Source organism: Actinophytocola sp. (genome assembly GCF_035942955.1).
GTDB lineage: Bacteria > Actinomycetota > Actinomycetes > Mycobacteriales > Pseudonocardiaceae > DASYTH01.
On sequence record NZ_DASZCQ010000336.1, the window covers coordinates 1 to 25,980 of the forward strand.

Genomic DNA, 25,980 nt, shown 5'->3' on the forward strand with positions numbered 1-25,980 from the left:
CCCCGGGACCCACAACATCACACATTGCCCCCGGGACCCCTCATCACCCACACTGTCCCCCGTGCCTGCGGCGGTGTCCCCGGAGCAGACCCGCCGGTATCTTGTCGCGGGTCTGCAGATCCTCTTCGTCGCCGTGGCGTACTACCTTGCCGCCAGGATCGGCCTCAGTCTCGCTCTTGTCCGCGACCAGGTGACACCGCTGTGGCCGCCGACCGGTATCGCCCTGGCGTGCCTTCTGCTGCTCGGCGTCCGCTGCTGGCCCGGCATCACGATCGGCGCGTTCTTTGCCAATGTCGCGATTGGACCGACGGTGCCGGCGGTCGTGGCGATCTCGGCGGGTAACACGCTGGCTCCCGTGTGTGCCTGGTTCCTGCTGAGCCGGGTCGGTTTCCGGAGCGATCTTAGAAGGCTCAAGGATGCGCTTGCGCTGATCTTTCTGGGCGCATTTGCCGGGATGCTGATCAGTGCGACGATCGGGAGTGGGACGCTCGTCGTGGCGGAGGCGTTGCAGCCCCGGGATTTCTGGTCGGCGTGGTCGGTGTGGTGGACGGGCGACGCCATGGGGGTGCTTGTGGTGGCGCCGGTGTTGCTCGTGGCGGCCAGTGTGCGCTGGACATGGCGGGTTGCGCCGCGCCGGGCGGTCGAGGGTGCGTCGGTCCTCGTGGGGACGCTAGCGGTCACGGTCGCGGTGACGCAGACGTCGGGGCACCTGTTGTTCCTGGTGTTTCCGATGCTGATCTGGGCGGCGCTGAGATTTCAGCAGGTGGGCGCGGTGCCGTGCAACCTGGTGGTGTCGGTCACGGCGGTGCTGGCCGCGGCGGCGGGGGACGGGCCGTTCGCCGGTGTCGAGTTGCTGCCCAAGATGGTGACGCTGCAGGCGTTCAACGGGGCCGTCACCCTGACCGCGTTGCTGCTGGCGGCGATCGTCGACGAGCGGAACGCGGCGCAGCGGTCGGTGGAGCGGGCGGTGTCCCAGTTGGCCGACGCGGTGCGGATGCTCGAGCCGTACAGCTTGCTGCGCAACGGGCTGCTCGAGGACGTGTTCCGCAAGCGGAGCATGCCGGACCAGCACTGATGGTGGGCGGCGGGACGCTTGTCGGCTAGGTTCGTGTCCGTGGGCAAGGATTCGGCGGTGGAGGTCGAGGTCGGCGACCGGACGGTGCGCGTCACGAACCCGGATCGGGAGTATTTTCCGGCTCGGGGGGAGACGAAGCTTGACCTCATTCACTACTACATGGCCGTGGGGGACGGCATCGTGCGCGCGCTGCGCGAGCGGCCGTGCATGATGCACCGGTTCCCGTCCGGTGTGGCCGGTGAGAAGGTGCACCAGAAGCGGGTGCCGCACGGCGCGCCGCCGTGGCTGGAGACGGTGCGGGTGCACTTCCCGCGGTACAACCGGCACGCCGACGAGCTGTGCGTGACCGAGCTGGCGCACGTGGTGTGGGCGGTGCAGATGTCTACTGTGGAGTTTCATCCGTGGAACTCACGCCGGGCCGACACGGAGAAGCCGGACGAGTGGCGCATCGATCTGGATCCCATGCCGGATTGCCCGTTCGACCGGGTTCGGCGGGTCGCGCACGTGGCGCACGAGGTGCTCGACGAGCTGGGCGCGGTGGGGTGGCCGAAGACGTCCGGGGGCAACGGTCTGCACATCTACGTGCGCATTCCACCGCGGTGGGGGTTCGGTGAGGTGCGCCGCGCGGCGCTGGCCTTCGCGCGCGAGGTGGAGCGGCGGGCGCCGGACGACGTGACGACGACCTGGTGGCGCAAGGATCGCGACCCGGCCATGCTGTTCGTCGACTACAACCAGAACGCGCGGGATCACACGATCGCGAGCGCCTACTCGGTCCGCGGCGTCCCGGAGGCGACGGTGTCCGCCCCGATCAGGTGGGACGAGATCGACGACGTCGAGCCGCGGGAGCTCACCATCGCCACGATGCCCGATCGGTTCGCCAAGCTCGGTGACCTGCATGAGGGCATCGACGACGCCGTGTTCTCGATCGAGCCGCTGCTCGAGTGGGCCGACCGCGACGGCCTCGACTAACCCGCGTGTTTGCCCCTGACGTCGCCGTGTTTGCCTCTCGCGTAGCCATGTTGGCCGCTAGCGCGCACGCGAGGCGCCAACACGGCGACGCCAGGCGCCAACACGGCGACGTGGGGGGCCAACATGCGGGTTAGGCGTCGACCATCGCCAGGGCGGCGCGCAGGATCGCCGGCTCGGACAGCAGCACGTGCTGGGCCGCCCTGCCCAGCGGGATGAAGCTGTCCTCGCTGGTCACCCGGCGCACCGTGCCGGAGAAGCCGGCGTCGGTCAGCGCGGTGAGCACGCCCTCGGACACCCCGCCCGTGCGCCGGGTCTCGTCGACGACCAGCACCCGCCCGGTCCTGACCGCTTCCCGGACGAGGTCGCCCACCGGGAGCGGCGCCAGCCACCGCAGATCAAGCACGCGGGCCTGGATGCCCCGCTCGGTCAGGCGTTGGGCCACGCGCAGGCTCATCGGGACGCCGTTGCCGAAGGTCACCAGGGTGAGGTCCGAGCCGTCGCCGTAGCTGCGCGCGCTGCCAAGCGGCACGGGCTGGCCGCCGGCCGGGGCCAGCCACTCGCCGTCGCCCTCGGTGTGCAGGTCGCGGGTGTGGTAGAGCGCGATCGGCTCGAGGAACACGCACACCCGACCGTCTCCTTGGGACGCCGCGGCGCAGGTGCGCAGCATGGCCGCGGCGTCGTCGGCCCGCGCCGGGGAGGCGATGATCAGGCCGGGGATGTCGCGCAGCGCGCCGACGGCGTTGTCGTTGTGGAAGTGGCCGCCGAAGCCCTTCTGGTACCCGTAGGCGGCGATCCGCACGATCATCGGGTTGTGGTACTGGCCGTTGGAGAAGAACCGCAGCGTGGCGGCCTCGCCGCGGATCTGGTCGGCCGCGTTGTGCAGGTAGGCCAGGTACTGGATCTCGGCGATCGGCAGGAACCCGCACAGCCCGGTGCCAAGCGCCATGCCGAGGATGCTCTGCTCGTCAAGCAGCGTGTCGAACACCCGCGCCGCGCCGAACTTCCTGAGCAGCCCGCGGGTCACGCCGTACACCCCGCCCTTGCGGGCCACGTCCTCGCCGAACACCAGCACCTCCCGGTGCTCGGCCAGCAGGTCGCCAAGCGCCCGGTTGATCCCCTGCGCCAGCGTGAGCCGGTCCGAGGTCGCCGCGACGGTCCGCGCCGGCGGCTCGCGGGTGACCAGCGGCGCCATCACCTCCACGGCGTTGGCCAGCCCCGGCGCGGCCGCCGCCCGCTCGGCCACGGCGGCGACCTCGGCGCGCTTGTCCTCGTAGTAAGCCAAGATCTCGGCCGGGGTCCGCACACCGTGCTCCACCAGCAGCCGGGCCGTGCCCAGCAGCGGGTCGCGGCGCGTGTCGGCGTCGATGTCGGCCGGGTCGCGGTAGGCGAGCTCCACATCGGATCCGGCGTGTCCCATCAGCCGCACCATCCGCAGGTGCAGGAAGGCGGGCGCCCGGTTGGTCCGAACCCAGTCGGCGGCCTCGGTCGCGGCCCCGGCGACGTCGGTCAGGTCGGCGCCGTCCGCGGCCAGGTACCGGATCCCGGACTGTCCCGAGTAGACGTTCTCGATCCAGCCGGGCGGGGTGCGCACGCTGATGCCGATCCCGTTGTCCTCGCACACGAACAGCAGCGGCAGCGGCAGCTTCTGGTACGCGCAGTGCCGGGCCGAGTTGAACGCGCCGAGCGCCGTGGAGTGGTTCGCCGAGGCGTCGCCGAAGCTGCACACCACGATCGAGTCGAGCGGCCACTCGCAGGCGATGCCGAGCCGGCGCGCCCGCTCGATCCCGAACGCCAAGCCGACCGCCCGCGGCAGGTGCGAGGCGATCGTGGAGGTCTGCGGGATGATCGCGAGAGCCTTGTTGCCGAACACCTTGTGCCGGCCGCCGGCGATCGGCTCGCTGGCGGCGGCCACCACGCCGAGCATGACGTCCAGCAGCGGCGTGCTGCCGGGCACCTGCCGGGCGCGCTCGACGTAGAACGCGCCCGAGCGGTAGTGCAGCAGCGCGGGATCGGTCGGCCTCAGGGCGGCGGCCAGCGCGGCGTTGCCCTCGTGGCCGGACGATCCGATCGTGTAGTAGCCCACCCCGGCCGCGCCGAGCCGGCGCGCGGCCAGGTCCAGGTGCCGGCTGCCGAGCTGGGAGTCGAACAGCTCGAGGCAGCGCGCCCCGGTCAGCGCCGTGCCGTCGTGCAGCGGCAGTTCGGGGTCCCGGCGGGGCCGCGCGGTCAGCGCGGCGACCGCGGCGATGAAGCTCTCGTCGATGGCTTCGGGCATCTACGGGTGATCCTCGGTGGACAGTCGGTAGTCAAGGTCCGGCCGCACGGTGGCCACGTCCATTTGCGCCTTCTGCAGCCGCCCGGAGAAGTCCCAGTTCATCGCCTGCCAGCGGGTGAACTGGTCCAGCACCCACATGCCGGACTGCCGGCTGCCGTTGCCGGACCGCCCGTTGCCGCCGAACGGCAGGTGCGCCTCGGCGCCCGAGGTGGAGTTGTTGACGCTGACCATGCCCGCGCTCACGCCCTGGCGGAACCGGAACGCGCTGGCCGGATCCGTGGTGTAGATCGACGAGGACAGGCCGTACCCCGGCGCGTTGGCCAGCTCGATCGCCTCGTCGAGCGACCGGTACGTGGTGACGCCGACGATCGGGCCGAACGTCTCCTCGGTGAACACCCGGTCGCCCGGTCGCACCCCGTCGAGCACCACCGGGTGGTAGTACAGCCCGGCGGAGTGGTCGCCGGCGAACCGATCCCTCGGGTTGTCGTCGGTGATCCGGCCGACGCCGGCCGAGCCGAGCACGGTGTGGTGATCGGCGATCCAGCCGAGCACGTCCTCGTAGGAGTCGGCGAACTTCTGGTCGAGCAGCGGGCCGTAGAGCACGTCGCCGGTGGGCTCGCCGACCGTGGCCGCACGGACCGCGGCGTCGAACCGGCGGAGGAACTCGTCGTGCACGTCCTCGTGCACGATCACCGTGCCCAGCGAGGTGCAGCGCTGCCCCGCGGTGCCGTACCCGGCGAACAGCGCGCCCTCCACGGCCAGGTCCAGCTCGGCGTCCGGGGTGACCACCATCGGGTTCTTCCCACCCAGCTCCAGGCACGGGGACTGCACGTAGCGGCCGCACAGCTCGCCGATCCGCGCGCCCACCGCGCTCGAGCCGGTGAAGCCCACCTTGTCCACCAGTCCGGCCGCCAGCGCGGCGGCCAGTCCGTCGTACGTGGACTGTCCATCCGCGACGACCAGGTTGAGCACGCCGGCCGGCACCCCGGCCCGCCAGACCAGCTCGGCGAACGCCCTGGCGCTGGCCGCCGCGTACTCCGCCGGCTTCCACACCACCGCGTTGCCGCACAGCAGCGCGGGCACCAGGTACCACGACGGCACCGCCACCGGGAAGTTGCCGGCGGTGATCACCGCCGCCACGCCGACCGGCACGCGGAACGTGAACAGCTGCTTGTCCGGCATCTCCGACGGCACGGTCTGCCCGTACAGCCGCCGGCCCTCGCCGAGGAAGAAGTCACACGTGTCGACGATCTCCTGGACCTCGCCGCGCGCCTCGGCGAGCGGCTTGCCGATCTCCCTGGTGACCAGCCGGGCCAGGGCGTCGGCGTTGGCCTCGACCAGCCGCCCGAGCGCCGCGATCGCCCGACCCCGCACCGGCGCCGGCACGGCCGCCCAGTCCCGCTGCGCCCGCCGCCCCGACTCCGCCGCCTGGCACAGGATCTCCTTGTCCCCCAACAGAACCGTCGCCACCACGTCGTCGAGCCGGGCCGGGTTCCTTGACACGTACTCCGTGCCCGCGTCGCTGCGCTTCCCGTCGATCACCGAGCCAATCGTCCGCACCCGATAAGGCTAACGGGCGCCCTTCGATTCGCGGTGCACGCGGCGCGGCCGCCCGCCCGCGGGTGATCACGTGCCGCCAACTGGCAACTGTTAACGCTCCTTCGGCGCTTCTCGTGCTCACTGTCCGCGCTTAGCGTCACCCACTACGGTGGCGCTAGCCTCACACTTTCGGGGTCTGACGCCTCCGGGCTTAGTAGATCCACGAGAGGACCAGCTCCCATGCGGAAGCGTTTGACGGCAGGGCTCGCGGCAGTGGGCCTTGCCCTGGCGGGGCTCGCCGTGCCGGCCCTGATGGGCACGGCCCAGGCCGGCGACGGCACCGCCGCGATCATCCCCGGCGCCAGCTACGACCAGTTCATCGTCACCTTCGCCGACTCGGCCGCCCGCCAGGTCACCCATAAAGGGGTCACCCAGGTGAGGGAGACCGCGACCGGCGACGTGGTCGTCCGGGCGCCCAGCCGACTCGGCCGGGTCGCGTCGCAGCGGCTGATGGCCGAGCTGAGCCGGCTTCCGGGGGTGGTCGGCGTCGAGCCGGACCTGGTGCTGACCAAGCAGTTCACCCCGAACGACCCGCGGTTCGGCGAGCAGTGGGACCTGTTCGAGGCGACCGCCGGCATCAACGCCCCGGCCGCGTGGGACACCGCCGACGGCGCGGGCGTCACCGTCGCCGTGATCGACACCGGCATCACCCCGCACTCCGACCTGAACGCGAACGTCCTCCCCGGATTCGACTTCATCTCCGACGCCGCAAACGCCAGGGACGGCGACGGCCGCGACGCCAACCCGAACGACGAGGGCGACTTCCTCAACGTCGGTGACTGCGGCAGCCCCACGCCGGCCACCTCGAGCTGGCACGGCACGCACGTCGCCGGCACGATCGCCGCGCTGTCGGACAACGCCAACGGCGTCGCCGGCATCGCGCGCAACGCCAAGATCCTTCCGCTGCGGGTGCTCGGCACCTGTGGCGGCACGACGTCCGACATCGCCGACGCGATCACCTGGGCCTCCGGCGGGAATGTGCGCCGGCTCCCGGCGAATCCCAACCCGGCCAAGGTGATCAACCTGAGCCTCGGCGGGGCGAGCCCGCGCTGCGGCAGCGCGTTCCAGCGGGCGATCAACGGTGCCGTGTCGCGCGGCACCACGGTCGTGGTCGCGGCCGGCAACTCCAACTCCGACGTCGCCGGCTTCACCCCGGCCAACTGCGACAACGTGGTCTCGGTCGCGTCGAGCGACCGCTCCGGCAACCGGGCGTTCTACTCCAACTTCGGTGCGACGATCGACGTGACCGCGCCGGGTGGCGAGGTGCGCCTCGAGACCGACCCGCCGGGTTCGCGGACCACGCCGCAGGACGGCATCCTGTCCACGCTCAACGCCGGCGCCACCACCCAGGGCGCCGAGACTTACCTCACCTACATGGGCACCAGCATGGCCGCGCCGCACGTGGCCGGTCTGGTGGCGCTCATGCTCGGCGAACGGTCGTTGACCCCGGCCCAGATCGAGGCCGCGCTGAAGGCCAACACCCGTCCGCTGCCCGGATCCTGCACGGGCTGCGGCGCCGGCCTGATCGACGCGGCCCGCACCATCGGCGCGATCTGATCGAGCTGAACCGATAGGGCCCCGCCGCACGACGGCGGGGCCCTACCGGCCCGTCCGCTGGTGCGCCACCCGGGTCTGCTGTCCGAAGTAGAACGTCCGGACCCGGTATGCCGCCGCCTTCTCATCGGGCAGCGTGACCAGCCCGAACGAGTTCACGTTCGGATCCACCACCGCGGCCACCCTGAACTCGGCGTGCCCGCGCGGCCGCGCCTCGATGAGAAACCCCTCCTCGTCGCCGGCATTGTCGGTCCACCTGAACCAGATCCCGTCGGCGTGCCGCACCACCGCCGTCAACCCCGTCGGCGCCCCACCCCCGCCACGGATCGACACCGGCGGACCGACCCCTCCCGGCAGGACGCGCGGAGCGGCCCACTCGTGGCCATCCCGAGTGTCCTCATCGGACGGCTCACCGTCCGGCAGCACCACGTCGACCGTCCCCGAGCTCGGCCCGAGCACCGCACGCACCCGGTAGTAGAACGGCGTCTCCGGCATCAGATCCGCATGCCGGTATGCCCGCTCACCCGCCGGCAGGAACTCCAGGATCGTGTACGGCCCGCCCGGCTCGGTGGCGAACTCCACCACCTGGCCGACCGCGTCGTCGCCAAAACCCTGCCACCCCAACGAGATCTCCGTCGGCGACACCAGCGTCGCGGTCAACCCCGGCCCCTCCTCGGCCGGCGCCCCCGCACACCCCGCCAGCGCCGCCGACAGAATCACCACCGCGCACCCGCCCGCGGCCGAGATGCTCATTTGCGCCAGAAGCGGATGTTGCTCCACTCGACGGTGATGGGGCCCTGGCCGCTGCCGGTGCGGTAGGCGCCGAACTTGTCGTAGTAGGAGCCGCTCGGGCCGGACATCGTGTGGCGCAGGGATCCGTTGATGTACGTGCGGTGCTGGCCGCCCATGACGTGGACGGTGTTCACCCGTACCGTGGTGCCGACGGTGGCGCCGGTGGCGATCGTGGTGCCGCCGCGGACGGAGTAGAGGCGGCCGCCGCGCTCGACGGCGAGCATGAACCAGGCGCCGTCGTTCTGGTTGAAGGTCTGCTTGAGGCTGATGCGGCTGCCGCCCATGCTCGTGATCCGGAAGTAGCCCTCGAACTGGCGGGTGCCGCTGGTATAGGTGGCGTAGCGGCGCTCGGCGCGCTGGTCGCCGCTTGCCGTGGAGCAGGTGAGGCGGAACGTCAGGTCGGCGACGTCACCGCAGCCGCGTTCCTGGACGGAGAACGTGGGCGAGTAGGCGGTCCAGCCGCCGGGCTCCACTTCGGACAATGCGTCGGGTGCGGCGATCACCATGCCGCACAAGGACAGGAGCGCGGCGAGCGCGCGAAACCGCTTGGACATTGACGCCCCCACGATGAATAGGCAGGGAATCTAACCATCGTGGGTTCGACGATAGGGCAGGATGGCACCGGGCGGAAGGTGTGGTCCCGGCCATCGGGACGGCTTTTAGGTGGGAAATCACGGCGCACGGGGAAGGAGTGGGTGGATGCGGGCCGTGGTCTACGAGGAGTTCGGGCGGCTGCCGGAGGTTCGGGTGGTGCCGGATCCCGTGCCGGCCCCTCGGGGAGCGGTGATCCGGGTGGCGGCGACCGGGCTGTGCCGCAGTGACTGGCACGGGTGGCTTGGACACGACGCCGACGTCCGGCTTCCGCATGTGCCAGGGCACGAGTTGGCCGGGACGGTGGCGGCGGTGGGGGAGCGGGTGCGGGGAGCGTGGCTGGGGGAGCGGGTGACGGTGCCGTTCGTCTGCGCGTGCGGCGGGTGTGCGGCGTGCGCCGCGGGCGCGCAGCAGGTGTGCCGGCGGCAGACGCAGCCGGGGTTCACCCACTGGGGCTCGTTCGCCGAGTACGTCATGATCGAGAACGCCGACGTGAACCTGGTGCGGATCCCGGACGATCTGTCCTTCGCGACGGCGGCGAGCCTGGGATGCCGGTTCGCCACGGCGTTTCGGGCGGTGGTGGCCCAGGGCGGGGTGCGGCCCGGCGAGTGGGTCGCGGTGCACGGGTGCGGTGGCGTCGGGCTGTCCGCGATCATGATCGCGGTGGCGTGCGGCGCCCGGGTCGTGGCCGTGGACGTCGCCCCGCCGGCGCTGGCCATGGCGGGAAAGCTGGGCGCCGCGGTGACCATCGACGGCTCCACCGGCGACGTGGCCGAGCGGATCACCGAGTCCACCCGAGGTGGGGCGCACCTGTCCGTCGACGCGCTCGGCAGCCCGGCGACCTGCGCGGCGTCGATCAACTGCCTGCGCTGGCACGGGCGGCACGTGCAGATCGGCCTGCTGCCAACGGATCCGGAGCTGCCGATGGCCCGGGTGATCGCCAGGGAGCTCACCGTCGCCGGCAGCCACGGCATGGCCGCGCACGCCTACCCGCCGATGCTGGACATGATCAACGCCGGCGCCCTGCGGCCCGATCTGCTGGTCACCGCCACGATCGGGCTCGACGACGTGCCGAACGCCTTGGCAGCCATGGGATCCGGGTCGCCAACCGGTGTGACGATCATCGAGCCGCACGCCGGGGACGCCCCGCTCACCGGGTGCCACTGACCGAGGCGAGCACCGCGGCGAGTGCGGTGAACCCGGCGAGGATGGCGAACACGGCGGGATAGCCGCCGAGCATCTCGGCCAGCGCGGTGCACGCCCACGGGGCGACCGCGGCGACGATGTTGATCGGGGCGAGCAGCAGGCCGTTGAGCCGCCCGTAGTACGCCGCACCCCACCTTTCGGTGACCGCGGTCGCGTGCAGCAGCGTGAACACCCCGCGGGACATGCCCACCAGCACCGCGGCGATGATCAGCAGCGCGGCCGGCCCCGGGAGGACGCCCATCAGGGCGACGGAGCCGGCGCCGGCGCCGAGCACCAGCGCGGTGCGGCCGCGGACGCTGGTCGCCGCGGTGAGCCGGCCGTAGCCGAGGCGCGCGCAGACCTGCCCCGCCCCGCCGAGGCCGAGCGCGACCGCGGCCAGGCCGGTGGACAGGCCGCGCTCGAGCAGCAGCGGGATCTGGATGATCACGACGCCGTAGATGGCGAAGGACGCCAGCGTGAACGCGACCGTCAGCAGCACGAACGCGCGGCTGCGTGCCACCTGACCCGGCGGCCGCGGCGGCTGGTCGGGATGGGCCTCGGGCCGCGACCACCCGCCGCGCAGCCCGATGGCGTGCAGCGGGATCGTGATCAACGCGTACCCGGCGGCCAGCACCAGGTAGGTTCCGCGCCAGCCGAGCCACCCGGCCAGCAGCGCGGTCAGCGGTCCGAACACGGTGCTGGCCAGGCCGCCGACCAGGGTGATGGCGGTCAGCGCGGTCACCCGGCGCTCGCCCCACCAGCGGGTGACCGCGGCGAACGCGGGGCTGTAGAGCGTGCCGGACATGGCGACCCCGACGAGGAACCAGCCGGCGAAGAACCAGTGCGGTGACCCGGCGGTGGCGACCAGAACCAGCGCCGGGACGGCCAGCACCGAGCCGCTCGTCATCACCGGCCGCGGCCCCCGCCGGTCGAGCAGCCGGCCGACCCAGATCCCGGCCAGCGCCAGGACGATCTGGCCGAGCGAGAAGGCCGCGGTGACCATGGTGGCCGACCAACCGGTGTCGGCGGTGATGCCGGGCGCGAGCACCGGGAACGCGTAGAAGAGCACGCCCCAGCTGGTGATCTCGGTGAGGCACAGGACGAGCAGCACCCGGCGCAGCCCGGCGCGGGACAGCGCTGCGGGCACCGTGGAGGTCACGCTTGTGAGCATGTCAACGGACGCGGGCCGAACAGGAGAGTTCGTGAGCGGAGACACCCGGACATAAAGGGGTTCCGCGCTCGACCGGCCTGGGGGTCACCGGGAGCACGGAACCACCGTTAACAGTACACCCGCACGGGCCGGTTCAGCGAGAGGCACGCCGTAACGCTTCATCACGGGTTTAATTCGCGCTGGCCACGGGCGTGGTATGGTCTGTGCTGTCTAGACAGCACCCGGGAGGTGCCGCCATGCCCGAGCGCCCGCACTGGCAGGTCCAGGAGGCCAAGCAGCGGTTCAGCGAGGTCCTCCGCGCGGTCGAGAACGAAGGGCCGCAGACGATCACCCGGCACGGCGAGGAGGTCGCGGTCGTCATCGACATCGACCAGTACCGCCGGCTCACCGAGGGCCGGCGAAGCTTCAAGGAAGTGCTGATGGGCCCGCCCATCAGCGACGAGATTGCCGAGGTTCTGGAAGAGATCGAGTCCGAGCGAAAGAACGACTTCCCCCCGCTGCGCGACTTCGAGATCGAGCTGGGGCTGGATCGGCCGGTCGATGAGGGGTCGAGTTGACCTACCTACTCGACACCAACGTCCTGTCCGAGACGCGGAAGACGAACCGGAATCCGGGCCTCGAGCAGTGGATCGGCGACATGCCGATGGAGCGTCTGCATCTCTCCGTGATCACGGTCGGCGAGGTCGAGAAAGGTATCGCCAAGGTGCGCGAACGCGGCGATCATCGTCAGGCGGCTCTCTTCGAGAGCTGGCTGGACGACGTTGTCGACAAGTTCGGCGAGCGGATCGTCCCGGTCACGACCGAGATTGCCCGGGAGTGGGGTACGCAGAGCGGTCGCCGGCCCGTCTCGATCGCGGACGCCTTGATCGCGGCGACGGCAAGAGTCCACAACCTGCGCCTGGTTACCCGCAACGTCAAGGACTTCGAGGATGCCGGGGTGAGGGTGCTCAATCCGTTCACCGACTGAACGTTAGCCTCGCACCATGAAGATCTCTGTGGCCGCCGACGAGCGGACCGGGGTGGCCGACGCGGTGGTCGCCGAGCTGCGCCGGCGGGGGCACGAGCCGCTGCTGCACGGGGCGCTCAACGACGACGAGCGCGACGACTGGGCGTGGGCGAGCGAGGCGGCCGCCCGCGACGTCGCGGAGGGGCGGGCCGAGCAGGGGATCGTGGCCTGCTGGACCGGGACCGGCGCGTCGATCGCGGCGAACAAGGTGGCCGGCGTCCGGGCCGCGCTGTGCGGCGACGCCGAGACCGCCCGCGGGGCACGGAAGTGGAACGACGCCAACGTGCTGGCGCTGTCCCTGCGCACGACGAGCGACGCGGTGCTGACCGAGATCCTCGACGGCTGGTTCGGCGCCGAGCCCAGCACCGACGCCGACGACGTGGCCAACATCCGGCACGTGGGTGAGATCCGGCCGTGATCAGCGTCCTGGCCACCGGCCTGATCATCGCGGCGCTGGCCGTGGCCGCCTGGTCGCTCGGCCTGGTGCTGCTGAACAAGACCGTCGGCACCGGCACGCTCGGGCTGCTCGCGCTGCTCGAGCTCGCCCTGCTGGCGCAGACGGTGATCGGCATCGTCAAGCTGGCCGGCGCCGACCGGGACGTGTCCGGCGCGGCGTTCGTCGGCTACCACATCGCGGTGCTGCTCATCCTTCCGGTCGCGGCGTTCCTGGCGCTGGCCGAGCGGACCCGGTGGGGCAGCGCCATCGTGCTGGCCGGCTGCCTGGTGGTCCCGGTGATGATCGTGCGGATGAACCAGATCTGGAACGCCGGTGCCTGACGTCGTCGCGCGCACCCGGACCGGGCCGGGGCGGCTGCTGATCGCCGTGTACGCGATCTTCGCGCTGGCGGCCACGGCCCGGTCGGCCGTCCAGATCGCCACGAAGTTCGACCGGGCGCCGGTGGCCTACCTGCTGTCCGCCCTCGCCGCCGTGGTCTACATCGTCGCCACCGCCGGCCTGGCCCGGGCCAGCCGCACCTCCCGGCGGGTCGCCGCGATCTCCTGCACGGTCGAGCTGATCGGCGTGCTCGCGGTGGGAACGGTCAGCCTGCTCGAGCCCGAGGCCTTCCCGGACGCCACCGTGTGGTCGGCGTTCGGCCAGGGCTACGGCTACGTGCCGGTGGTGCTCCCGATCCTGGGCCTGCTGTGGATCCGCCGAACGGCTAGAACGGCGGCCCGAAGCCACAGTTGACCGGCGCCGCGTTGGCCGGGTCGAGCGCGTTGGTGATCATCTGGGCGATCCCGGGATCGAACGCCATTCCGATGTGCCCCACCGGATCGGCCGGGCACACGTCCTGGACGTAGCGGTTGCGCACGCCCGGCTCGCGGACGAACGCCGTCTCGGTGGGCGTGACCAGCGCGTCGTACCGGGTGGCGATGATCGTGTAGGCGATGCCGGGCTGGGTGATCGGCCCGTCGGTGAGCCGCCGGACGGCCGAGCCGCCCACGATCGCCTCGGTGCAGAACTGGCAGCCGAACGTGGCGAGCACCAGGCCGACCAGCGGGCCCAGGCCGAGGAAGTCGCCGAAGCTGACCAGGCCGCCGAACGTGGTGCCGTGGGTCGGCGGGGCGAGCGCGACGACGGTGCCGACGGTCCGGTAGCCCAGGACCTTGGGGCCGTACAGGGACTGGAACGCTCCCTCGGAGTGGCCGACCAGGTCGACCCTGGCCGCGCCGGTGCCGGTGCGCACCCGGTCGATGAACGCGGCGATCTCCGGGGTGGACCTGGTGATCGACACGGTGCCGCCGACCGGGATGGCCGGCGCGGCCTGGCCGTAGGTCGGGGCGAACGCGCAGTACCCGGCGCCGGCCAGGTACGGGCCGAGATAGGAGAAGTGGCCGGGGCCGTTGCCACCGAGGCCGTGCAGCAGCACCACCGGGTTGGGGTGCGCGGCGGCCGGCCGGCAGCTCCAGTCGTTGAAGCCGGACGAGGGCGCGGCGGTCGCGCTGGCCGGACCGGACACCAGCAGTCCCGTGACGCTGAGCGCGACGAACGCGACGCCGAGCAACCTGATGCGCATGCCGTGAAGTAGAGCACGCCAGGCCGTTGTTAACAAGAGCGCTTGTTCATAACTCGGCTCCTTGTTCGTACTGGATCGAATGAGTAGCGTTGCGGATATGGGCCGGCGCATCAGGGGACTCGACGCCGAGGAGCGGCGCGCGCAGCGGCGAGGCCAGCTGCTGGACGCGGCGCTGGAGCTGTTCGCCGCCAACGGCTACCAGAACACCTCGATCGAGCAGCTCTGCCAGGCGGCGTTCGTCGGCACCAAGGCGTTCTACGAGGTGTTCGACAGCCGGGAGGACTGCTATATCGCGCTGCTGCGGGAGGTCACGGCGCGGCTGTCCGCGCGGATGGTCGACGCGCTGACCGAGGCGCCGGACGACGAGCAGCGGGCGACCCGGATGCTGGTGTCCACCTTCGCGCACGCGCTGGTCGACGATCCGCGGATCGCGAGGGTCACCTTCGGCCGGGGCATCGCGGTCACCCCCGAGGTCGAGCGCCAGCGCCGGGCCAACCGGCGGTGGGCGGCGGGCTTCATCGAGACGATCTGGCGCCGCTACGGCGTTCTCGGCGACGACCGGTCGGACATCGACGCGCACCGGATGGCGATCGGCGTGATCGGCGGCATGTTCGACCTGATCGCCGACTGGCTGCTGGACGCCGATCCCGGCGCCGGCGCCGGCGTCGACGCGCTGATCACCGATCTGATCAACTTCTACGACGTGATCCAGACCGGACTCCGTCGGTGGCGTGGTCCATCCTTGACGGTGTGAGGAACCCGACCACCACCGAGTACGGCGTGCTCGGCGTCCGGGACGGGCACTTCAGCCTTGAGCGGGCGCCGGCGTCGGACGATCTTGCCGAGCTGGTCGAGCGGCACTGGCTGGTGCGCTGGGAGCTGCCCCGCGGCCGGCGCGACGCGGTCACGCTGCTGCCGCACCCGTGCGTCAACCTCGTCTTCGACCGGGGACTGGTGACGATCAACGGGGTGGGCCGGGAGCGGTTCACCTATGCGTACGAGGGAACCGGCCGGGTGTTCGGCGTCAAGTTCCGGCCCGGCGGCTTCCGGCCGTTCCTGCGTCGACCGGTCGCCGAGCTGACCGGCCAGGTGCGCCCGCTGGCCGGCCTGTGGGGCGCGGCCGGCGCGGACCGGCTCGCCGCGGAGCTGTCCATGGCGGCCGGCCTGACCGAGCTGGTCGCGGTCGCCGAGCGGCACCTGCGCGCGCACTGGCCGGAGCCCGATCCGGAGGTGGCGGTGGTCGGGCGGATCGCCAACGCGCTGCTCCACGACCGGACCGTGACCAGGGTCGACGACGTGGTCACGCGGTTCGGCATCCCGGCGCGGACGCTGCAGCGGCTGTTCGAGCGGTACGTCGGGGTGAGCCCGAAGTGGGTGCTGCGGCGGTACCGGGTGCACGAGGCCGCGGCCCGCCTTGCCGAGGGCACCGGCGGGAGCTGGGCCGAGGTCGCCGCGGAGCTCGGCTACTTCGACCAGTCGCACTTCATCCGCGACTTCACCCGGGAGGTCGGCATCACCCCGGCCGCCTACGCCGACGCCTGCCGCCGGCACGCCGCCCCGGTGGGCGTCTAGGAGCCCTTACCGCAGAATCACCCGGGGCACCCGCGGGGGATTGGCCCGCGCCTGCCACTCGCGCGGGTAGCCCAATGAGACCTCCTCGAACGGGACGCCGTCGTATACGGTGCTGCGCGGGATGTGTAGGTGCCCGTAGACCGCCGCCGCGGTGCGGAACCTGCGGTGCCAGTCGGCGGTGCGCTCGGTGCCGCACCACAGCGCGAAGTCCGGGTAGCGCAGCACCCTGGTCGGCTCCCGGACCAGCGGCCAGTGGTTGATCAGCACGAGCGGGACGTCCGGGTCGCACCCGGCCAGCCGCCGCTCGGTCTCGGCGACCCTGGCGGCGCACCACGCCTCCCGGCTCGGATGCGGGTCGGGGTGCAGGAAGTACTCGTCGGTGCAGACCACGCCGGCCTCGTACGCCTTGGCCAGCGCGGCCTCCTTGGTGGCGACCCCGTCGACCCGGAAGGTGTAGTCGTAGAGCAGGAACAGCGGCGCCACGATGACCGGCCCGCCGGGCCCCGCCCAGGTCGCGTACGGATCCTCCGGGGTGAGCACGCCGAGGCCGCGGCACAGGTCGACGAGGTGGCGGTAGCGCTCCTCGCCGCGCAGCCGGACCGGATCCTCCTTGGTGGTCCACAGCTCGTGGTTGCCGGGCGACCAGATCACCTTGGCGAACCGCTCGCTGAGCACGCCCAGCGTCCACTCGATCTCGGCGGCGCGCTCGGCCACGTCGCCGGCGACGATCAACCAGTCGGTGTCGGATTCCGGCCGCAGGTCCGCCACGATCTCCCGGTTCTCGGGGTAGCCGACGTGGAGATCGCTGGTCGCGAGCAGCCGGGTCACGGTACCGACCCTACCGATGACCTCGTCCTACGTAGATCGGGTCGGGAAATCTACGTATCGCCACGGATGCGTATCCGACCGTCGCACCGCGACTCTTATAGGGGAACGAGGAGGGTGACATGACGTCAGCGGTCCTGACCCGGGCGCGTGCGGATTCGGGGACGCGACGGGGGGATGGTGGGCGGCCAAGCTCCGTCGTGACCGTCGCCCTGGTCGACGACCACCCGGTGATGCGCGCCGGGCTGCGGGCGCTGCTGTCCCGAGTGGACGGGATCTCCGTGGTGGCCGAGGCGTCCACCGAGCCCGGCTCCCTTGCCGAGGCCCTCCTGAACGAGCCGGACGTGTTGATCGTGGACGGACCGGTGGCCGAGGTCGTGCGGTCCGCCCCCGGCGCCGCCGTCCTGGTGTTCACCACCTCCGAGGACGACGAGTCGGTGTTCAACGCCATGCGCGCCGGCGCCCGCGGTTACCTGCTCAAGGGCGCCGCGCGGGACGACCTGATCCGGGCGATCCGCGGCGTCGCCGCCGGCGAGGTGATCTTCGGCGCCCGCATCGCGCACCGGCTCACCGGGCTGATGACGCGTCGGGTCACGCCGTTTCCCACGCTGACGACCCGGGAACGGGAGATCCTCGAGCTGATCGCCCGAGGCCTGGACAACATCGCGATCGCCCGCGCGCTGTTCCTGGCGCCGAAGACCGTCCGCAACAACATCTGCGCGATCTTCGCCAAGCTCGGCGTCGTCGACCGGGCCGAGGCGATCGCGCGCGCACGGGCCGCCGGAATCTCCTGACCTACGACGCCGGGGGAGCGGTACTGGCGCGGCGGACCAGCTCGGCGGGGAGGAGCTCGACGCGGGCGTCGGCGGCGGGCGGGCCGAGGGCCAGGGCCATGGCGCGCATGCCGAGCTCGGGCATGCCCAGCCTGATGGTGGTCAGCGGGGGTACCACGTCCTGGGCGATGGGCATGTCGTCGAAGCCGATCACGGACATGTCGTGCGGGACGGCGATGTCGCGGGAGCGCAGGGTGGCCAGGACGCCGATGGCCATGGCGTCGTTGAGCGCGGCGATCGCGGTGAGACCGGGGTTGGCGTCGAGCAGGGCGGAGGTGCCGACGGCGGCGCTGTCGCGGTCGAAGTTGGCGTAGACGACGCGTTTGGGCGGGATCGCCTGGCCGAACTCGCGGGCGGCGCGGCGCAGGCCGGCAAGGCGGTCGGTGGTCGTGGTCAGGACCTTGGGGCCGGCGACGACGCCGATCCGCTGGTGCCCGAGGCGGTACAGCTCGGCGCCGGCCAGGTAGCCGCCCTCCTCGTTGCCGGGCATCACCGCGTCGCCGGCGTGCTTGTGCCGGCCGATCACCGCGACCCGGCCGCCGGCGCGCTCGTAGGCGCGCAGCTTGGCGTTGAGCAGCCGGGTGAAGCGCGGGTCGTGGTAGCCGGAGCCGGTGAGGACGATGGCCGCGACCTGCTGGGCTCGTAGCAGGTCGACGTAGGCGAGCTCGCGGTCCGGGTCGCGGTAGCTGTTGCAGATGATGCACAGCCGGCCGTGCTCGGTGGCCACCCGCTGCAGCCCGCGGGTGATCTCGGCGAAGTACGGGTCGGACACGTCGTGCACGATCACCCCGACGGCGATCCGGTCGGCCCTTGCGAGCAGCTGGGCGTGCGCGTTCGGGACGTAGTGCAGTTCCTCGACCGCCCGCATCACGCGGTCGCGCAGCTCGTCGGTGACCGGCTTGGTGCTGCCGTTGATCACCCGGGAGGCCGTGGCCGCGGACACGCCGGCCCGCCGCGCGACATCGGCCAGCGTCGCCATCGTGTCCTCCGACCGGGTTGACCATGTGGGCTGGAGCGGTTTAGCGTCAGTGAGATTACCTGAAGAAAGCCCTTTCCTAGCGAGTGACAGCCCGAACGACCAGTACTGAGGCGACAATGCTACCCGGCGGTGTCGGAATATCCCGACTGTGTGTGTACGACACGATGGCTCAGGACGGCGTGCCCGGCGGCAGCCCGCACATCCATCTGGCCTGCGGCGAGGCGTACGTCGTGATCGGCGGCAGCGGCGCGGTGCAGACGCTGTCGGCGGCCGGGTTCGCCGAGTACGAGCTGAAGTCCGGCACCGTCCTGTGGTTCACGCCGGGCACCGTGCACCGGTTGGTCAACCACGGCGGGCTGGAGATCGTGGTGGTGATGGCCAACAGCGGGCTGCCGGAGGCCGGCGACGCGGTGCTCACGTTCCCACCCGAGGTGCTCGCCGACCCGGACCGGTACGCCGAGGCGGTCGCGCTGCCCGACGGCGGGCGTCCCGGCGCCGACATCACGGCCGCGTACCGGCGCCGGGATCTGGCCATCGAGGGCTTCCAGCGGCTGCGCGAGGGCGGACCGGAAGCGCTCGCCGACTTCTACGCCGCCGCGGTGCGGCTCAAGCAATCCCAGCTCGCCGGCTGGCGAACCCGTTGGCGCGACGGCGCTCTGCGGGCCGCCACCGTGACCGGCGAGCAGCTCGACGCCCTCGAGCGCGGGGATCCCGGACACCTGCTCGAGGCCGCCGTGCACGCCCAGCCGCAGCCGGTCGAGCACGGCCGCCTCGGCATGTGCGGCCTGCTCGACACCTATCCGCCTCCCCGGAATTGACCGCCGCCGTCGCGTTCCAGCCGATGGTGCGGTTGTCGGGTTGATCGTGGCTGGGTGCCGTCACGGTCCCTGAGGTTCCGTTGGCAGGCCCGAGCTATGTCGCACCCGCAAGACAGGCGGCCGTCGAAGCGCTTCGACGGGTCACCACGCCCCGAGATGGGTCATGCGCTCGGCGATCGCCAAGGGGCACGGCTCGTCGAGCGAGCCGGCCAGCCGGCCGTCGGCCAGGAAGACCACCCGATCGGCGTAGGACGCGGACATCGGGTCGTGGGTCGCCATGACCACGGTCTGCCCGGTCCGGTCCACGATCTCGCGGAGCAGCTGCAGAACCTGCCGGCCGGTGCGGGTGTCCAGCGCTCCGGCCGGCTCGTCGGCGACGATCGCGGCCGGACGGGTGATCAGGGCGCGGGCGATGGCCACCCGCCGCCGCGCCCCGCCGGACAGTTGGCTCGGCCGGTGCCCCAGCCGGTCGGCGAGCCCGACGGCGGCGGCCACGTGCCGCAGCCAGGTGCGGTCGACGGTCCGCTCGGCGAGCGGCAGGGCGATGTTCTGCTCGACGGTCAGCGCGGGCAGCAGGTCGTCCGCCTCGAACAGGAAACCGATGTGCCGCAGGCGGATCCGGGTCAGCGCCGGCTGGGTGAGCCCGGACAGATCCGTGTCGCCCAGCCATACCGTTCCCGACGTCGGCCGGTCCGACCCGGCCGCGCAGCGCAGCAGGGTGCTCTTGCCCGACCCGGACCGGCCCATGATCGCGGTGAACCTGCCCCGCCCCAACCCGAGGCTCACCTCGTCGAGCGCCGTCACGGCGCCAGGCCCCGAACCGTACACTTTGGACACCGAAGCCAGCCGGATCGCCGCTGGGGCCGTCGTCACCGGACCCGGCACAGTCAGTCCGAACACTCGCCGCCTCCCAACCCCTTGGTGGACTTCGACGTTACGAGTGGCCGGAGTCGAGCACGATCCGGCTGGGTACCGGAATCAAGGTATAGCTGGCTATACCATGGGTAGATCATGGCCGCACGCGGGTATTCCCGGGCAATGAAGTGGACAGTTTTGTCATTGCTGGCCGGGCTCGGCGCCCTGGCGCTCGGTACGTACCTCCTGTTCACCGGCAGTCCGGTGGTGGGGACCATGGTCGTGCTGCTCGGGTTGCTCCTCGGCGGCGGGTCCGTCGTCTTGTACGGTCAGCATCGGGGTGACCCCCGGGCCGGCGAGGGCTCCAGACCGCTCGTGATGACCGAGAAGCCGCTGCGCGGCCCGTACCTGCTGGTCGGTGAGCTGGTCATGGCCCTTGGCGCGGCGATCGGCCTGCTCTACGTCATCTTCGCGCCCGTCGGCGGCAGGTCCTCCACCGATACGCCCCTCGAGGCGCGGACCTTCGGCTTCATCGTGCTGGGAGCCTGTGTGATCGGCGCGATCTGGATGCTCGTGCGCGCGAGGCGGTCCCGCGTCTAGTAGCCGGCCGTAGTCTTTGCCCATGGGGATGTCGGGGCGGCGGTTCGGTGCCTGGCTGCTGGCGTCCCTGCGCGCGACCCGGCGCGCCCTGCCGTATCTGGTGGGCGGCATCCCCGGCTCGCTCGTCGCGCTGGTGTACGTGCCGGTGTTCGTGCTGTGCCTGCTGCTCGGCTTCGGCTACATGATGCTGCCGGCCCTGGTCCGCTTCCTGCGCTGGCGGGCCCGGGTGGACCGGCGTCGCACCGCCCGGTTCACCGGCGACCCGATCCCGCAGTCCTACGATCCGCCGGCCGAGGGCAGGTGGGGCGAACAGGTCCCGGCGCTCCTGGTTCCCGCCACCTTCCGGGATCTGTACTGGCTGTTCGTTCACGGATGGACCGGTTCGGTCTTCGGCTTGCTGGCGATCGGGCTGCCGCTGTCGGCGATCAACGCGGTGGCGGTCCCGTTCTACTGGTGGGCGATGCCGGCCGGCTCGGGACATCCGGTGACGTCGTGGGTGGGCGCGCTCAGCATGGTGCCGGTCGCGGCCGCATGTGCCGTGCTGGCGCTGATGCTCGTGCCGCGCTGCGCTCGCTGGGAGGCCACCCTGGCGCGGAAGCGGCTGGTGCCGCCGCCGGACGACGAGCTGACCCGGCGGGTGGCGGAGCTGACCGCGAGCCGGGCCGCGGCGCTCGAGGCGCACGGGGCCGAGCTGCGCCGCATCGAGCGGGATCTGCACGACGGCACGCAGAACCGGCTGGTGGCGGTCATGATGCAGCTCGGGATCGCCGAGCGGGCGCTGCGCCGCGATCCGGAGACGGCGCTTCCCCTCGTGCTGCGGGCGCAGAACGCCGCCGGCGACGCGCTCGGTGAGCTGCGCAACGTGGTGCGCAGCATCTACCCGCCGGTGCTGGCCGAGCGCGGGCTCGACGGGGCGGTCGCCGGGCTGGTGGCCCGCTGCCCGGTGCCGTGCACGCTCACCGCCGACGGGCTGCGGCGGGCGCCGGCGGCGGTGGAGTCGGCGGCGTACTTCACGGTCGCGGAGGCGTTGACGAACGTGGCCAAGCACAGCGGCGCCGAGCGGGCCGAGGTGCGGCTGTCGACCGACCACGGGCTGCTCGTGATCGAGGTGATCGACGACGGCCACGGCGGTGCCGCCGAGGACGCCGGCACCGGGCTGGTCGGCATCCGGCGCCGGGTGGCCGCCTTCGACGGGCGCACCGAGCTGAGCAGCCCGCCCGGCGGACCGACCGTGCTGCGAGCGGAGCTGCCGTGCGGGTCGTGATCGCCGAGGACGACGCGCTGCTGCGCGAGGGCCTGGTTCTGTTGCTGGCCAACGAGGGGATCGAGGTGCGCGCCGCCGTGGACAACGGCGACGACCTGCTGGCCGCGATCTCCGCCGAGCGCCCGGACGCGGCCATCGTCGACGTGCGGCTGCCGCCGTCGTTCACCGACGAGGGGCTGCGGGCCGCGGTGGAGGCGCGCAGGCGGCTCCCGCGGCTGCCGATCCTCGTGCTGTCCGCCTACGTCGAGGACAGCTACGCCACCGATCTGCTCGCCGACGACGCCGGCGGCGTCGGGTACCTGCTCAAGGAGCGGGTGGGGCGGGTGGAGAAGTTCCTCGACGCGCTGCACCGGGTGGTGGACGGGGGAACCGTGCTCGACCCGGAGGTGGTGGCGCAGCTGATGGTGCGCAGGCGGGCCGACGATCCGATGCGCACGCTGACCCCGCGTGAGCGCGAGGTGCTTGCGCTCATGGCCGAGGGGTACGCCAACGGCGCGATCGCCGAGCAGCTCTCGGTCAGCGAGACCGCCGTGAGCAAGCACATCGGCAACATCTTCGCCAAGCTCGGGCTGCAGCCGACCGACACCGGCCACCGCCGGGTGCTGGCCGTGCTGGCGCACCTGCGGTCCTAGCCGGCACACGGATGGTGACGCTGCTTTCCGTCCGTCGCGCTGGGCACGGGACCGCTGGCTGCTGGTGTTCGACAACGCCGAGGACCGGGCGGCGCTCGCGGCGTTCCTGCCAGGCGGTGCGGGACACGTGCTGATTACGTCCCGCAACCCGGACTGGGCCGCGCCGATCGGGCTCGCCGAGCTCACCCGAGCCGAGTCGGTTCAGCTGCACCGTTCGCGCGCACCTCGACTGTCCGAGGCCGATGGCCGGCGGGTGGCCGACGCGGTGGGCGACCTGCCCCTGGCGGTGGACCGGGCCGCCGCGCTGCTCGCGACACCCCGCTTACCGTGGACACCTACCCGGACCTGCTCGCCGACGCCGCCGACGACCTGCTCGCCCACCAGCCCGGCAATGCCGGTCTCGGTCGCCGCGTCGTGGACGGTGGCCTTCGACCGGCTGGCCCACGACGACCCGGCCGCGCTGTGCCCGCTCACCCTGCTCGCCTGGCCGTCTTGTGCTGCGCCGGGTGTGGCACGGGTCGTACTTCGGTGGGGTCAGGGGTTGATGGCGTGGGTCAGGGTCTCCCAGGCGAGGAAGTGGCTCGCGCCCATGGGGCGGCGGGACTGGATGACTTGGAGGGTCTTGGGGAGGCGGGTGTCGGTGCGGTTGCGGTGTGGTTGTGCGCGACCTCGAGGGTGGGGCCGAGGCCGGTGTCCAGGGTGCCGCCGCACAGCCAGGTCGGCACGGTGGCGCCGAGCTCGTAGGTGGCGTGGAACTCGAGGGTCTCGAGCATCCGGTCGCGCATCTCGGCGTAGAGGTCGATGCCCTGGATCCAGGCGGTCTCGGCGACGTGCGCGGCGGCGGCGAAGCCCCAGCCGGTGTGGCCGAAGTCCCGGCAGGTCTCCTGCGCAAGGCCGTCGACGAACGTGGACTGCCCTGCCAGTAGGCGATGAGCTCCTCCGGGGTGTCCTTGCTGCTGCCCGGCGGGGACTTCGGGTACCGGCCGTCCGAGGACAGGTAGACGTAGGCCGGGACGCGGCCGCGCCAGATGGTGATGGCCCGGTTGAACACCGTGGCGTCGTTGAGGAACACCCCGATGCCGATCATCGCGTCCATCATGATCAGCTCCCAGTTCCCGTTGGTGTTCGGGGAACCGTCGCGGATCTCCGGCAGGTACACGTCGCGCAGCATGGTGGCGAACCGGGTGACCCGGTCGGCCGGCCAGCCGGTGTAGGTGTGGCGGATCAGCTCGGCGGCCCTTGTCCACGAGGCGCCGGCCCAGCCGGTCTGCAGCCGGGCATTGTGGTTGGTGTGGTCGGTGATCACCCCTGACCAGGCGTCCATGATCTGGACCGCCTTCTGCGCGTACCGGGTGTCGCGCGTGACGTACCACTGCAGCGCGTGGGTGTACGCGGCGAGCGCGTCGTTGCGCTCGTCGGAGCAGCCGAGGTTGGGGTTCGACGACGGTCCACACTCGACGATCGCGCGCGGCTTCGGCGCCCAGGACAGCGATGCGTAGCTGCTGGCCCGCATCGCGGCGTACGCGGACGCCTGCGGCTGCGCGCCGGCGTTGACCTGCGCCCGCATGTGGTCCAGCTGGGCGCGGCTGACCAGCACTCCCGGATGGACGAACGCCATGGGTTCGGCCGGGACGGCGGCGGCCGGCGCCCCGCCCGCGAGCAGGGCGCCGACCGTCAGGACCACGAGACAGATCCGCCTCATGAGCAGGTCACCTGCGCGTTGGCCCAGTCGGCGTGGTCGGAGTTGATGCCGTCGCCGCCGTCGATGACCGCGAGCAGCAACCTGTTGCCACCGCTGACGTCCGCGGTGATCCGCAGCGGGCCCTGGCTGCCGGTCCGCCCGCCGCTGTCGGCCACCTTCGCGCCGTCGCGCCAGATCTGGAACACCGCGCGGCCGTTGGTGCCGGTCTCGTCGTCGATGCCGACGTCGGCGACCACCGTCGAGCACCGCCCGCCGAGGTGGTAGGTGATCGTGCTCTGCGCGTGCGCGCCGAGTCCCTTGGCGTACGTGGTGCCGCCGATGGTCAGCGTCCGCCCGTCGCCGGCGGTCCGGGTATTGACGCTGCGGTCCTTCTCGATCGGGCCCCAGCCGTTGGTCGAGGACAGCGACGTCTGGTCGGACAGCTGCCGGGTGCCGGCCGCGGGCGGCGTGCCGCCGTTGCGGGTCACCCGGTACACGACCGTGCCGTGCGAAGGCACCGACGAGCTGATCGTGCCGGAGGTGGTGCGGGTCGCCTTGCTCCACAGGTCTTTGAGCGTGTACGACGAGCCGCCGGGCATGCCGATCGCCGACGCGGTCGTGCTGACCGTGGCGGTCGAGCCGGTCTCGTTCAGCAGCGCCACCGCGATGTCCCCATTGGACAGTGCCTTGCGGTAGACCACGAGGCCACCGCTGGACGACACGATCGTGGCCTGGTGGCCGAGCGGATCCTGGTCCAGCGCGATGATGTCGGTGTTGCGCAGGATGTCCAGGTTTGTGGTGGACAGGTTCGGCACGTTGCTGCCGATCAGCAGCGGCGCGGACATCATCGCCCAGAGGCTGAAGTGCGTGCGGTACTCGGTTGCGGTCATGCCGCCGTTGCCGACCTCGAGCATGTCCGGGTCGTTCCAGTGCCCGGGGCCCGCGTACTGGGCGAGGTCGTCGTTGGTGTGCACCCGGGAGATCATGCTCGACCAGTTGTCGCTGATGTCCCCCGTGGTGCGCCACAGGTTGCCGACCGGCGCGCCCCAGGTCCACACCTTGGGTTCGGTGCGTCCCCATTCGGTGATGCTGTAGACGATCGGCCGGCCGGTGTTGATCAGCGCGTCGCGCATCGCGGTGTACCGCTGGATCGCGTCGACGCCCTGGTTGTTGCAGTTGTCGTACTTGAGGTAGTCGACGCCGAAGGAGGCGAACAGGTTGGCGTCCTGTTGCTCGTGGCCGAGCGCGCCGGGGAAGCCGGCGGTGTTGCAGGTCTTGGTGCCGGCGCTGGTGTAGATGCCGAACTTCAGCCCCCTGGCGTGGATGTAGTCGCCCAACGCCTTCATGCCGCTCGGGAACCGGGCCGGGTCGGCGACCAGGTTGCCCTGCGCGTTGCGCTGCGGCAGCGCCCAGCAGTCGTCGATGTTGACGTACTGGTAGCCGACGTCGCGCAACCCCGACGACACGAACGCGTCGGCCACCCGCTTGATCGTCGTCTCGTTGAAGATCGACTCGCAGTGGGTGAAGTTCCAGTTGTTGAACCCCATCGGGGGAGTGCGGGCCAACCCGTTCTCCCAGGCCAGCGCCGGCGCCGGGTTGGCCAGCTGGACGCCGAGGGAGACCACGGTGGACGCGACCACGGTGGCCGCGCCGGTCAGCAGGGCGGATAGCGTCGTGGGCAGGCGCATC

General features: G+C 71.7%; 29 protein-coding genes and 1 pseudogene. 18 read left to right on the forward strand and 12 right to left on the reverse strand.

Going from position 1 to position 25,980, the window contains the following annotated elements:
- Nucleotides 1-61 precede the first annotated feature (61 nt).
- Together VGX25_RS33445 and ligD are read left to right on the forward strand one after the other, a co-directional pair.
- Nucleotides 62-1,075: an MASE1 domain-containing protein gene (locus VGX25_RS33445; protein WP_326921979.1), complete on the forward strand. Its 1,014-nt coding sequence runs from the start codon at nucleotides 62-64 to the stop codon at nucleotides 1,073-1,075.
- A gap of 39 nt (nucleotides 1,076-1,114) precedes the next feature.
- Nucleotides 1,115-2,044, forward strand: a complete 930-nt coding sequence (gene ligD / locus VGX25_RS33450) for a non-homologous end-joining DNA ligase (RefSeq protein WP_326921980.1) — start codon at nucleotides 1,115-1,117, stop codon at nucleotides 2,042-2,044.
- A gap of 130 nt (nucleotides 2,045-2,174) precedes the next feature.
- On the opposite strand, the gene VGX25_RS33455 is transcribed toward ligD, so the two are convergent.
- A complete protein-coding gene (locus tag VGX25_RS33455) occupies nucleotides 2,175-4,316 on the reverse strand; it encodes a thiamine pyrophosphate-dependent enzyme (protein WP_326921981.1) in 2,142 nt (713 codons plus the stop codon).
- On the reverse strand, nucleotides 4,317-5,876 hold the full coding sequence (locus tag VGX25_RS33460) for an aldehyde dehydrogenase family protein (protein ID WP_326921982.1): 1,560 nt from the start codon (nucleotides 5,874-5,876) through the stop codon (nucleotides 4,317-4,319). It lies immediately after the preceding gene.
- A gap of 219 nt (nucleotides 5,877-6,095) precedes the next feature.
- Here VGX25_RS33460 and VGX25_RS33465 point away from each other — a divergent pair, with 219 nt between their 5' ends.
- Entirely contained in the window at nucleotides 6,096-7,472 is a 1,377-nt protein-coding gene (locus tag VGX25_RS33465; RefSeq protein ID WP_326921983.1) for a S8 family peptidase, read from the forward strand.
- Nucleotides 7,473-7,514: 42 nt separating this feature from the next.
- Here the strand turns inward: VGX25_RS33465 and VGX25_RS33470 are convergent, their stop codons facing one another.
- Nucleotides 7,515-8,222 (reverse strand): fibronectin type III domain-containing protein, encoded by a 708-nt coding sequence (locus VGX25_RS33470; RefSeq protein WP_326921984.1) that lies wholly within the window; start codon nucleotides 8,220-8,222, stop codon nucleotides 7,515-7,517.
- The gene (locus tag VGX25_RS33475) at nucleotides 8,219-8,815 is read right to left on the reverse strand and encodes a hypothetical protein (protein ID WP_326921985.1); all 597 of its coding nucleotides are present in this window, start codon (nucleotides 8,813-8,815) and stop codon (nucleotides 8,219-8,221) included. Before VGX25_RS33475 ends, VGX25_RS33470 begins: the two co-directional genes overlap by 4 nt.
- Before the next feature lie 145 nt (nucleotides 8,816-8,960).
- Between VGX25_RS33475 and VGX25_RS33480 the strand changes: the two genes are divergently transcribed.
- Nucleotides 8,961-10,019, forward strand: a complete 1,059-nt coding sequence (locus VGX25_RS33480; RefSeq protein WP_326921986.1) for a zinc-dependent alcohol dehydrogenase family protein — start codon at nucleotides 8,961-8,963, stop codon at nucleotides 10,017-10,019.
- Here the strand turns inward: VGX25_RS33480 and VGX25_RS33485 are convergent.
- Nucleotides 10,003-11,208: an MFS transporter gene (locus VGX25_RS33485; protein ID WP_414636063.1), complete on the reverse strand. Its 1,206-nt coding sequence runs from the start codon at nucleotides 11,206-11,208 to the stop codon at nucleotides 10,003-10,005. The genes VGX25_RS33480 and VGX25_RS33485 overlap by 17 nt on opposite strands.
- Nucleotides 11,209-11,444: 236 nt before the next feature.
- On the opposite strand from VGX25_RS33485, the gene VGX25_RS33490 reads away from it, so the two are divergent.
- Genes VGX25_RS33490 through VGX25_RS33510 form a run of 5 tightly spaced genes read left to right on the forward strand, consistent with a single transcriptional unit; the run spans nucleotide 11,445 to nucleotide 13,403 of the window.
- On the forward strand, nucleotides 11,445-11,765 hold the full coding sequence (locus VGX25_RS33490) for a type II toxin-antitoxin system Phd/YefM family antitoxin (RefSeq protein ID WP_326921988.1): 321 nt from the start codon (nucleotides 11,445-11,447) through the stop codon (nucleotides 11,763-11,765).
- Nucleotides 11,762-12,175, forward strand: a complete 414-nt coding sequence (locus tag VGX25_RS33495; protein WP_326921989.1) for a type II toxin-antitoxin system VapC family toxin — start codon at nucleotides 11,762-11,764, stop codon at nucleotides 12,173-12,175. Before VGX25_RS33490 ends, VGX25_RS33495 begins: the two co-directional genes overlap by 4 nt.
- 16 nt (nucleotides 12,176-12,191) lie before the next feature.
- Nucleotides 12,192-12,632, forward strand: coding sequence for an RpiB/LacA/LacB family sugar-phosphate isomerase (locus VGX25_RS33500; RefSeq protein WP_326921990.1), 441 nt, complete (start codon nucleotides 12,192-12,194; stop codon nucleotides 12,630-12,632).
- Nucleotides 12,629-12,991: a hypothetical protein gene (locus VGX25_RS33505; protein WP_326921991.1), complete on the forward strand. Its 363-nt coding sequence runs from the start codon at nucleotides 12,629-12,631 to the stop codon at nucleotides 12,989-12,991. The genes VGX25_RS33500 and VGX25_RS33505 overlap by 4 nt, the downstream gene beginning before the upstream one ends.
- Nucleotides 12,984-13,403, forward strand: coding sequence for a hypothetical protein (locus VGX25_RS33510; RefSeq protein ID WP_326921992.1), 420 nt, complete (start codon nucleotides 12,984-12,986; stop codon nucleotides 13,401-13,403). Before VGX25_RS33505 ends, VGX25_RS33510 begins: the two co-directional genes overlap by 8 nt.
- Here the strand turns inward: VGX25_RS33510 and VGX25_RS33515 are convergent.
- Nucleotides 13,375-14,232: an alpha/beta fold hydrolase gene (locus VGX25_RS33515; RefSeq protein ID WP_326921993.1), complete on the reverse strand. Its 858-nt coding sequence runs from the start codon at nucleotides 14,230-14,232 to the stop codon at nucleotides 13,375-13,377. The two genes, VGX25_RS33510 and VGX25_RS33515, sit on opposite strands and share 29 nt — an antisense overlap.
- 97 nt (nucleotides 14,233-14,329) lie before the next feature.
- Here VGX25_RS33515 and VGX25_RS33520 point away from each other — a divergent pair, with 97 nt between their 5' ends.
- Together VGX25_RS33520 and VGX25_RS33525 are read left to right on the forward strand one after the other, a co-directional pair.
- Entirely contained in the window at nucleotides 14,330-14,986 is a 657-nt protein-coding gene (locus VGX25_RS33520; protein WP_326921994.1) for a TetR/AcrR family transcriptional regulator, read from the forward strand.
- Nucleotides 14,983-15,804, forward strand: coding sequence for a helix-turn-helix domain-containing protein (locus tag VGX25_RS33525; protein ID WP_326921995.1), 822 nt, complete (start codon nucleotides 14,983-14,985; stop codon nucleotides 15,802-15,804). The genes VGX25_RS33520 and VGX25_RS33525 overlap by 4 nt, the downstream gene beginning before the upstream one ends.
- Before the next feature lie 6 nt (nucleotides 15,805-15,810).
- Here the strand turns inward: VGX25_RS33525 and VGX25_RS33530 are convergent, their stop codons facing one another.
- Nucleotides 15,811-16,632 (reverse strand): metallophosphoesterase, encoded by an 822-nt coding sequence (locus tag VGX25_RS33530; protein ID WP_326921996.1) that lies wholly within the window; start codon nucleotides 16,630-16,632, stop codon nucleotides 15,811-15,813.
- A 197-nt stretch (nucleotides 16,633-16,829) separates the two neighbouring features.
- Between VGX25_RS33530 and VGX25_RS33535 the strand changes: the two genes are divergently transcribed.
- Nucleotides 16,830-17,423 carry a response regulator transcription factor gene (locus VGX25_RS33535; RefSeq protein ID WP_326921997.1) on the forward strand — a complete coding sequence of 198 codons (594 nt, stop codon included), beginning with the start codon at nucleotides 16,830-16,832 and terminating at the stop codon, nucleotides 17,421-17,423.
- Nucleotide 17,424: 1 nt separating this feature from the next.
- On the opposite strand, the gene VGX25_RS33540 is transcribed toward VGX25_RS33535, so the two are convergent.
- On the reverse strand, nucleotides 17,425-18,441 hold the full coding sequence (locus tag VGX25_RS33540) for a LacI family DNA-binding transcriptional regulator (RefSeq protein WP_326921998.1): 1,017 nt from the start codon (nucleotides 18,439-18,441) through the stop codon (nucleotides 17,425-17,427).
- A 152-nt stretch (nucleotides 18,442-18,593) separates the two neighbouring features.
- Between VGX25_RS33540 and VGX25_RS33545 the strand changes: the two genes are divergently transcribed.
- On the forward strand, nucleotides 18,594-19,259 hold the full coding sequence (locus VGX25_RS33545; RefSeq protein WP_326921999.1) for a cupin domain-containing protein: 666 nt from the start codon (nucleotides 18,594-18,596) through the stop codon (nucleotides 19,257-19,259).
- Nucleotides 19,260-19,400: 141 nt separating this feature from the next.
- Here the strand turns inward: VGX25_RS33545 and VGX25_RS33550 are convergent, their stop codons facing one another.
- A complete protein-coding gene (locus VGX25_RS33550) occupies nucleotides 19,401-20,132 on the reverse strand; it encodes an ABC transporter ATP-binding protein (protein WP_326922000.1) in 732 nt (243 codons plus the stop codon).
- A gap of 165 nt (nucleotides 20,133-20,297) precedes the next feature.
- Between VGX25_RS33550 and VGX25_RS33555 the strand changes: the two genes are divergently transcribed.
- The 3 genes from VGX25_RS33555 to VGX25_RS33565 are packed head-to-tail and all read left to right on the forward strand — an operon-like array spanning nucleotide 20,298 to nucleotide 22,610.
- Entirely contained in the window at nucleotides 20,298-20,714 is a 417-nt protein-coding gene (locus VGX25_RS33555) for a hypothetical protein (protein ID WP_326922001.1), read from the forward strand.
- 22 nt (nucleotides 20,715-20,736) lie between these two features.
- On the forward strand, nucleotides 20,737-21,978 hold the full coding sequence (locus VGX25_RS33560) for a sensor histidine kinase (protein ID WP_326922002.1): 1,242 nt from the start codon (nucleotides 20,737-20,739) through the stop codon (nucleotides 21,976-21,978).
- Nucleotides 21,966-22,610, forward strand: a complete 645-nt coding sequence (locus tag VGX25_RS33565; RefSeq protein WP_326922003.1) for a response regulator transcription factor — start codon at nucleotides 21,966-21,968, stop codon at nucleotides 22,608-22,610. Before VGX25_RS33560 ends, VGX25_RS33565 begins: the two co-directional genes overlap by 13 nt.
- A 201-nt stretch (nucleotides 22,611-22,811) precedes the next feature.
- Here the strand turns inward: VGX25_RS33565 and VGX25_RS33570 are convergent, their stop codons facing one another.
- A complete protein-coding gene (locus tag VGX25_RS33570) occupies nucleotides 22,812-23,084 on the reverse strand; it encodes a hypothetical protein (RefSeq protein ID WP_326922040.1) in 273 nt (90 codons plus the stop codon).
- 185 nt (nucleotides 23,085-23,269) lie between these two features.
- Between VGX25_RS33570 and VGX25_RS33575 the strand changes: the two genes are divergently transcribed.
- The gene (locus VGX25_RS33575) at nucleotides 23,270-23,536 is read left to right on the forward strand and encodes a hypothetical protein (RefSeq protein ID WP_326922041.1); all 267 of its coding nucleotides are present in this window, start codon (nucleotides 23,270-23,272) and stop codon (nucleotides 23,534-23,536) included.
- Between the two features lie 107 nt (nucleotides 23,537-23,643).
- On the opposite strand, the pseudogene VGX25_RS33580 reads toward VGX25_RS33575, so the two are convergent.
- Nucleotides 23,644-23,988: pseudogene (locus VGX25_RS33580) on the reverse strand (alginate lyase family protein); the annotation flags it as partial.
- On the opposite strand from VGX25_RS33580, the gene VGX25_RS33585 reads away from it, so the two are divergent.
- Nucleotides 23,909-24,109 carry a hypothetical protein gene (locus VGX25_RS33585; protein ID WP_326922042.1) on the forward strand — a complete coding sequence of 67 codons (201 nt, stop codon included), beginning with the start codon at nucleotides 23,909-23,911 and terminating at the stop codon, nucleotides 24,107-24,109. The pseudogene VGX25_RS33580 and the gene VGX25_RS33585 overlap by 80 nt on opposite strands.
- 199 nt (nucleotides 24,110-24,308) lie before the next feature.
- On the opposite strand, the gene VGX25_RS33590 is transcribed toward VGX25_RS33585, so the two are convergent.
- Nucleotides 24,309-25,979 (reverse strand): NPCBM/NEW2 domain-containing protein, encoded by a 1,671-nt coding sequence (locus VGX25_RS33590; RefSeq protein WP_414636069.1) that lies wholly within the window; start codon nucleotides 25,977-25,979, stop codon nucleotides 24,309-24,311.
- Between the last annotated feature and the right edge of the window lies 1 nt (nucleotide 25,980).

What these genes read in the sequence shown, in the direction of transcription:
- VGX25_RS33590 (WP_414636069.1), bottom strand. Translation starts at nt 25,979, where the DNA reads ATGCGCCTGCCCACGACGCTATCCGCCCTGCTGACCGGCGCGGCCACC.
- VGX25_RS33490 (WP_326921988.1), top strand. Translation starts at nt 11,445, where the DNA reads ATGCCCGAGCGCCCGCACTGGCAGGTCCAGGAGGCCAAGCAGCGGTTC.
- VGX25_RS33470 (WP_326921984.1), bottom strand. Translation starts at nt 8,222, where the DNA reads ATGAGCATCTCGGCCGCGGGCGGGTGCGCGGTGGTGATTCTGTCGGCG.
- VGX25_RS33480 (WP_326921986.1), top strand. Translation starts at nt 8,961, where the DNA reads ATGCGGGCCGTGGTCTACGAGGAGTTCGGGCGGCTGCCGGAGGTTCGG.
- VGX25_RS33500 (WP_326921990.1), top strand. Translation starts at nt 12,192, where the DNA reads ATGAAGATCTCTGTGGCCGCCGACGAGCGGACCGGGGTGGCCGACGCG.
- VGX25_RS33475 (WP_326921985.1), bottom strand. Translation starts at nt 8,815, where the DNA reads ATGTCCAAGCGGTTTCGCGCGCTCGCCGCGCTCCTGTCCTTGTGCGGC.
- VGX25_RS33465 (WP_326921983.1), top strand. Translation starts at nt 6,096, where the DNA reads ATGCGGAAGCGTTTGACGGCAGGGCTCGCGGCAGTGGGCCTTGCCCTG.
- VGX25_RS33520 (WP_326921994.1), top strand. Translation starts at nt 14,330, where the DNA reads ATGGGCCGGCGCATCAGGGGACTCGACGCCGAGGAGCGGCGCGCGCAG.
- VGX25_RS33555 (WP_326922001.1), top strand. Translation starts at nt 20,298, where the DNA reads ATGAAGTGGACAGTTTTGTCATTGCTGGCCGGGCTCGGCGCCCTGGCG.
- VGX25_RS33485 (WP_414636063.1), bottom strand. Translation starts at nt 11,208, where the DNA reads ATGCTCACAAGCGTGACCTCCACGGTGCCCGCAGCGCTGTCCCGCGCC.
- VGX25_RS33540 (WP_326921998.1), bottom strand. Translation starts at nt 18,441, where the DNA reads ATGGCGACGCTGGCCGATGTCGCGCGGCGGGCCGGCGTGTCCGCGGCC.
- VGX25_RS33560 (WP_326922002.1), top strand. Translation starts at nt 20,737, where the DNA reads ATGGGGATGTCGGGGCGGCGGTTCGGTGCCTGGCTGCTGGCGTCCCTG.
- VGX25_RS33515 (WP_326921993.1), bottom strand. Translation starts at nt 14,232, where the DNA reads ATGCGCATCAGGTTGCTCGGCGTCGCGTTCGTCGCGCTCAGCGTCACG.
- VGX25_RS33455 (WP_326921981.1), bottom strand. Translation starts at nt 4,316, where the DNA reads ATGCCCGAAGCCATCGACGAGAGCTTCATCGCCGCGGTCGCCGCGCTG.